Raw genomic sequence first — 5,922 nt, forward strand, 5'->3', positions numbered from 1 at the left:
CCGTTGGGCGAAAAGGTGCTCGACTCTCCGATCAACTGGAAGCTGGCGATCGACACATTCGCCGAGAACTACCATTTCGCCACCGTCCATCAGCAGACCTTCGCCACCCTCGCACGCAGCAACTGCACGGTGTTCGACTCCTACGGCCCGCACCACCGGCTGATCTTCCCGCTCAACACCATTCTGGAGCTCGACGACGTGCCCGAGGAACAGTGGAACCCGTTCCACAACATGGTCGTGATCTACGCACTGTTCCCTAACATCGTGCTGTCGGTGACGATCGCCAACGGCGAGCTGTTCCGCGTCTACCCCGGGGATCAGCCCGGCAGGTCAATTACCGTCCACCAGAACGCCACACCGCAGGACCTGTCCGACGAATCGGTCGCCGCCGGCGCCCAAGCCGTCTTCGAATATGCGCACGCCACCGTGCGCGACGAGGACTACCGATTGGTCGAGGGGCTACAGGCCAACCTCGAGTCGGGCGTCCGCGACCACCTGGTGTTCGGCCGCAACGAGCCGGGACTGCAGCATCGCCACATCACGTGGGCCGAGGCGCTGGCGGGCTCAGCTACCTGACTCGTCCGACGACAGCACCGCCACCAGGTCATCCAATAGCGTTGCCAGCAGGCCGGTTTGGGCAGGACGCACCGCGATCAGCAGTTCAACCGCCTCGCGCCGACGGCCGGCGGCCACCAACGGCACCAGCTGATTCACGGTGGTCTGCAGGCCGGGATCGGACGGTTCGGCATTCGTGACCGTGGTGGTCAGCACGTCGACCAGCTCCCAATCCCGATACAGCGCGAGCGACCGTTCGTTGAAGGCGAACGCGGTCACCGGTTGGCCCCCCAGCGTCCCGCGGTAGCGGTACGGACCTTCCATGTATTCGATCGGCAGACCATGCGCGGGGGCCGGCACGACGGGCTCGCCGACGATGTCGAGTCCCAGTGTGGGGCAGGTGATCCGGTGACGATCGGGCATGTACCGGGCCGAGGCAAGGGGGCGCACCAGCGGCCGCACCGCCTCTGGCCACCGGACGTAACTGCTGACCGTGACCTCGATGTCTTCGGCGCATTGCGGTGACGTGGCAGGGTCGGGATAGCTCGCGGTGACGCCGGTAAACGGCTGCAGGACGTTGTCGTTCGTGCGGTCGAACTGTCGCCAGATGCTCAAATCGACGCCATTGTCGAAGTTGATGGTGCGCCATTCGTGAGACCTGGCCCGCGGGTCCCCCGTGGTCCCCCCGCCGCCGGCGTATTTCGGGAACCACTGCCGATCGACATGGCCGCTGCTGCCGGAAACCTGGTGGATCTCCTCGCCCCAGCGCAAGGTGCCGGTCATCGCCATGCCGGTCTGGAAGTAAGAGTAGGTGTCGTTTTGGCCGAAGCAGACGATCTTGCCGTTGTACGTCGAGGCACCCACCGGAGTCGGTGCGCGCGTGGGGGTTACGGCCAGGTCAAGCCGCATGCGCCGGCCCGAATGGTCCTCCCCCACCAGGCTGACGCGGTAGGTGTAGGGCAGTAAGCCGCCATCGCCGTTGCGGCACGTGGCCCATGACGCGGTGCCGGCGCCGCTGGCATAGCTGATGTCGAGATGGCCCGTGGCCAGCTCCAGCTTGCGCGACGCCCCCGGTTCGAGGTTGGCCGGGGGCATGTCGTAATCCGTGTAGGTGCCGTAATCGCCGGTATCGAGGTCGAAGAGCGCCATCGTGTAGAAGTCGGCGACGATCGTCCCGCCGGGCCGGTTCTTGTTGAAGATGGTCAGGAAGGCAAATGACCGGTCAGCCTCGGCGGCGTCCAGCTGGCCCGCGATGAACCAGGTGTCCGACTCCTGATCGGGGTGTTCGCCTTCGGCGGCGGGAAACTCCAGCTGGTCGTCGCCAGGCACCAACTGAAATGGATAACTACGCCAGTCATTATTCATATCGCGCCTCGCCTCGACATCGTCGCTGATGAACCGCTTGCGGCTTCCCGACTGGTCCTTTTTTAGCTATGTTAGCGTCAATACAAAGTTACGGTGACGGGTCTCATCCTGCACCCGCCGCTGCCTCGAGGAGGCGCTCCGATGACGAAGAACTCCGACCATCGTTGCTATGACGAGCTGTTCATCGGAGGACAGTGGCGCAAGCCCGCCAATCCGCAGCAGCTCGACGTGATCTCGCCGCACTCCGAAGAACCGGTCGGCCATGTCCAAGTCGCCGGCCCCGAGGACGTCGAAGCCGCCGTTGCCTCCGCGCGGCACGCGTTCGATCACGGCCCGTGGCCGCGGATGAGCCATGCCGATCGGATGGCCAAGGTCGAAGCGCTCGCCGGGATCTACGCCCGCCACGCCGACGAGATGGCAGATCTCATCACCGATGAAATGGGGTCGCCACGCAGCTTCAGCCGGATGGGCCAAGGGGCGGCAGCCGCGGCGCTGATTCACCTCACGCTGGCCGCCGCTCGCGATTTCCCCTGGACCGAACGCCGCCAGGGCGCGCTCGGCGAAGTGCACCTACGCAGGGCCCCGGTCGGGGTGGTCGGGGCGATTGTGCCGTGGAACGTGCCCCAATTCCTGATCATGCCCAAGTTGATCCCCGCGCTGATCGCCGGCTGCACGGTCATAATCAAGCCTGCGCCCGAAACACCCTTGGACGCTTTGTGGTTGGCCGAAATGATCGAGCAGATCGGCCTGCCCGACGGCGTGGTGTCGGTGCTGCCCGGCGGCACCGACGTCGGCGAGGCGCTGGTGCGCCATCCCGGTGTCGACAAGATCTCGTTCACCGGTTCCAGTGCCGTGGGGCGCCGGATCGCCGCGCTGTGCGGAGAGCAACTCAAACGGGTGAGTCTTGAGCTGGGGGGCAAGTCGGCGGCGATCATCCTCGATGACGCCGATTTCGCCCAAACGGTGGCCGGGCTGAAGTCGGCCAGCCTGATGAACAACGGACAGGCCTGCGTGGCGCAGACCCGCCTCCTGGTCAGCGAACGACGGCACGACGAGTTCGTCGAGGCGCTGGCCGCAATGATGTCGGATCTGAATGTCGGAGATCCCGCCGAAGAGACGACCGACATCGGACCTCTTTTCGCCCAACGGCATCAGCGCCAAGTCCAGGAGTACATCCGGTCCGGGCAGAGCGAGGGCGCGCGCATCGTGCTCGGTGGTCTGGATAGCGCAGAAGCCACTGCGGCCGAGCGCGGCTGGTACGTGCAGCCAACGCTATTCGTCGACGTCACCAACGACATGCGCATCGCGCGGGAGGAGATCTTCGGCCCGGTGCTGACCGTGCTGCGCTACCGCGACGAGGACGACGCCATCCGGATCGCGAACGAGAGCAACTACGGTCTGGCCGGTTCGGTGTGGACCGCGGACATCGCTCATGGCTTGGAAGTCGCGGCCGGTGTTCGCACCGGCACTTACGGCATCAATATGTACACCCTCGACATCGGCGCCCCGTTCGGCGGATTCAAGCAATCCGGCATCGGGCGCGAGTTCGGTCCGGAGGGCCTGCACGAGTATGTCGAGCTGCAGACGCTGATCTGCAAAGGCCAGCTGCCGCCCCTCTGAAAGGTCCGGCGATGTCATCCATCGCCGTGATGCGGGCCTTCGGGCATCTGCACGGTCAGCTCCACCGGGCAGCACAGCGCGCCATGCTGATTGGTCACCTGGATTTCGATGTCGACCAGACAGCGTGGCGGCTCCACCGAAGTGTCCCGCCGTTTGGCCACCGCCCGCCCCCGGCCGATCATCGTGTCGCCGGCATACACCGACCCCGTCAGCCGCATGGAGCGACGCACCACGCGGCTACGCGGGCCCGCCCACTCGGTCGCGACGCGGTCGGCGAAGCCGGCGAGGTGCATCGTGTTGACATAGATCGTCGGATTGCCTTGAGCCCGCGCATAATCCGGATCGAAATGGCCGGGGAAGTAGTCCCAGGTTGCTCCGGTGTTCTCCACCACACGCTGGTAGCTGATGTGGTCGACCACCTCGGGCAGCTCGACGGGAACGGTGACCCGGTTCCAGTCCAGGCCGTCGCCGGTCACGAGGGCGGCCCGGGGGTAAAGCGGAACAGGGTGTTGCGGGAGGTGGCGACGACGGTGCCGTCCTGGCGGCGGTAGGTCTCCAGCGTCTCGACGAAATGACCGACGCCCAGCCTGGTCCGCTTTTCTGGCGACACCGATACCAGCTCGTCGACGACGGTCAGCACGTCCCCCTCGACGATGGGTTGCGGGAACTCAACCTCGTTGGCCGCGTTGATGAATGTGGTGCCCGGCAGCGGCACCCGCAGGGCGATCAATGATGCGGACCGTCTGCCTCCGGGCTGCCAGGGCGGCGGTACCAACCAGCCCATCAGCAGGGCGGGTGGCGCCAGCAGGCCTCCCCATTGCCGTCGGGCGAACTCGGAATCCCAGTAGGAACGATTCCCGTCGCGCACCAACGCGGCGAACAACTGGATGCGCGCGGCGCTGACCGCCGTCGCCGCGGTGCGGGGTTCGCTTTTCGCACCGACCATCCGCAGCGCATCTTCATAGGTTCCGAAGGCCAGCCGCTGACTGAAATCCTCATCCACGGATCGGTGCCGCTCACATGACGAGCGGATGCCGGCTCGGGACCGAATCCCACTGCAACGTACGGGAGGTGAAATACCAGCCACCCCGCTCGTAAACCAGTGTGTCGCGGAAGATCCCGGTGGCCCGCAGTGTGGTGTCGTCGAACATAGCGGCGAAAAGCACGGCGACACAACACTGGTCCGCGTTGACCCCGTCCACGCTGATCTCGTGATCGACCGTGACCAAACGCTGTCCGTCGCCGCCGTCGAAGGCGGCGCGCAGATCGGTGAACACCTCGCCACCACGGGCATAGCTGGCGCCGGAATGGCGGAAGGTACCGATCCAGCGCTCGCGGTCGCCGTCCGAATAGGCCCGATTGTGCCGGGCGTTCAGATCCAGGATGGCAGCGCGGCCCGTGACGGTGTGGAGCAGCAGCTGTTCCTGATAGGTCATGCTCATTGCGCTTCGCCGCCTCCCTCGAATACGTTACCGGCCAACGATATACCCCTCTTTCTCACGATCCCATGCGCCCGGATGCACACCGCGGCTGCGCAATAGGTCTTTGCGTATGCGTCCAATACCGTTCTTCGGCAGTTCATCAACCACCTCGACGAACCGCGGCACACAGAAGTACGGCATCCGGTCCGCGCAGAAATCGAGCAGCTCCGCGCAATCCAGGGCGGCCCCGGAACGCAACGTCACGACCAACAGGATGTCGTCTTCGCCCAACTCGCTGGGCACCCCGACGGCCGCGGCTTCGGCCACGGCGGGGTGGCGCACGACGACGGTCTCCACCTCGACCGAGGAGACATTTTCGCCGCGCCGGCGCAACGAGTCTTTGACGCGGTCCACATAGGTCAGGTTCTGATCGGCATCGAGACGACCCAGATCGCCGGTGCGGAACCACTCCGGGTGCGGGTCTACCCGCAGACCTTGACTCACGTAGCCTTCGCTCATCACGTGCGGCGACGTGGGCCGGCAGGCGATCTCCCCGACGGTGCCGGCCGGCAGCGGATTGCCACGCTCGTCGAGGATGCGCACGTCGAAATCGGGATTCGGCCGGCCCGAGGTCCCGGGTACGCCGTCGTCGGCCACGGCCTTGAGGGCGATCGGGAATGCCTCGGTCAACCCGTACATCGTGACAATGCGGCAGCCGTAGCGCTTTTCGATGTCGCGGTAGGAGCCCGCGTCGATGGGTGCGGCGGAGATGAACCGCAGCGGCAGCTGTGCGTCACGGGGATCCGCGGGCAGGTTCTGCAGCATCGACACCATCGCGCCGGCGCCGGCGAAACCGACGGCACCGTGGGCGCGGATCTCATCCCACACCTGGCCGGGGTGAAAGGCCTTCGCCAACACGGTGGTTCCACCGACCAGCATCGGCGCCAGCACGCTAGGCGCG

7 protein-coding genes are annotated in these 5,922 nt (G+C 65.7%); 2 read left to right on the forward strand and 5 right to left on the reverse strand.

Features of this window, described 5'->3' with window-relative positions; translation table 11 throughout:
- On the forward strand, positions 1–576 hold a 576-nt coding region (locus Q0W90_RS22630; protein ID WP_297776755.1), incomplete at its 5' end, for an SRPBCC family protein.
- Here the strand turns inward: Q0W90_RS22630 and Q0W90_RS22635 are convergent.
- The gene (locus Q0W90_RS22635; protein ID WP_297592477.1) at positions 565–1,920 is read right to left on the reverse strand and encodes a lipocalin-like domain-containing protein; all 1,356 of its coding nucleotides are present in this window, start codon (positions 1,918–1,920) and stop codon (positions 565–567) included. The genes Q0W90_RS22630 and Q0W90_RS22635 overlap by 12 nt on opposite strands.
- A 141-nt stretch (positions 1,921–2,061) precedes the next feature.
- Between Q0W90_RS22635 and Q0W90_RS22640 the strand changes: the two genes are divergently transcribed.
- Positions 2,062–3,540 carry an aldehyde dehydrogenase gene (locus Q0W90_RS22640; RefSeq protein WP_297592475.1) on the forward strand — a complete coding sequence of 493 codons (1,479 nt, stop codon included), beginning with the start codon at positions 2,062–2,064 and terminating at the stop codon, positions 3,538–3,540.
- Between the two features lie 14 nt (positions 3,541–3,554).
- On the opposite strand, the gene Q0W90_RS22645 is transcribed toward Q0W90_RS22640, so the two are convergent.
- From Q0W90_RS22645 to Q0W90_RS22660, 4 genes are all read right to left on the reverse strand, one after another.
- Positions 3,555–4,016 carry a MaoC/PaaZ C-terminal domain-containing protein gene (locus Q0W90_RS22645; RefSeq protein ID WP_297592473.1) on the reverse strand — a complete coding sequence of 154 codons (462 nt, stop codon included), beginning with the start codon at positions 4,014–4,016 and terminating at the stop codon, positions 3,555–3,557.
- Positions 4,013–4,543 (reverse strand): MaoC family dehydratase N-terminal domain-containing protein, encoded by a 531-nt coding sequence (locus Q0W90_RS22650; protein WP_297699372.1) that lies wholly within the window; start codon positions 4,541–4,543, stop codon positions 4,013–4,015. The genes Q0W90_RS22645 and Q0W90_RS22650 overlap by 4 nt, the downstream gene beginning before the upstream one ends.
- 13 nt (positions 4,544–4,556) lie before the next feature.
- Positions 4,557–4,982: a nuclear transport factor 2 family protein gene (locus Q0W90_RS22655; RefSeq protein ID WP_297592469.1), complete on the reverse strand. Its 426-nt coding sequence runs from the start codon at positions 4,980–4,982 to the stop codon at positions 4,557–4,559.
- Positions 4,983–5,009: 27 nt separating this feature from the next.
- Positions 5,010–5,922: AMP-binding protein (locus Q0W90_RS22660; protein WP_297776760.1), on the reverse strand; the 913-nt coding region annotated here is incomplete at its 5' end.

The organism is Mycobacterium sp. (assembly GCF_025933915.1).
GTDB lineage: Bacteria > Actinomycetota > Actinomycetes > Mycobacteriales > Mycobacteriaceae > Mycobacterium.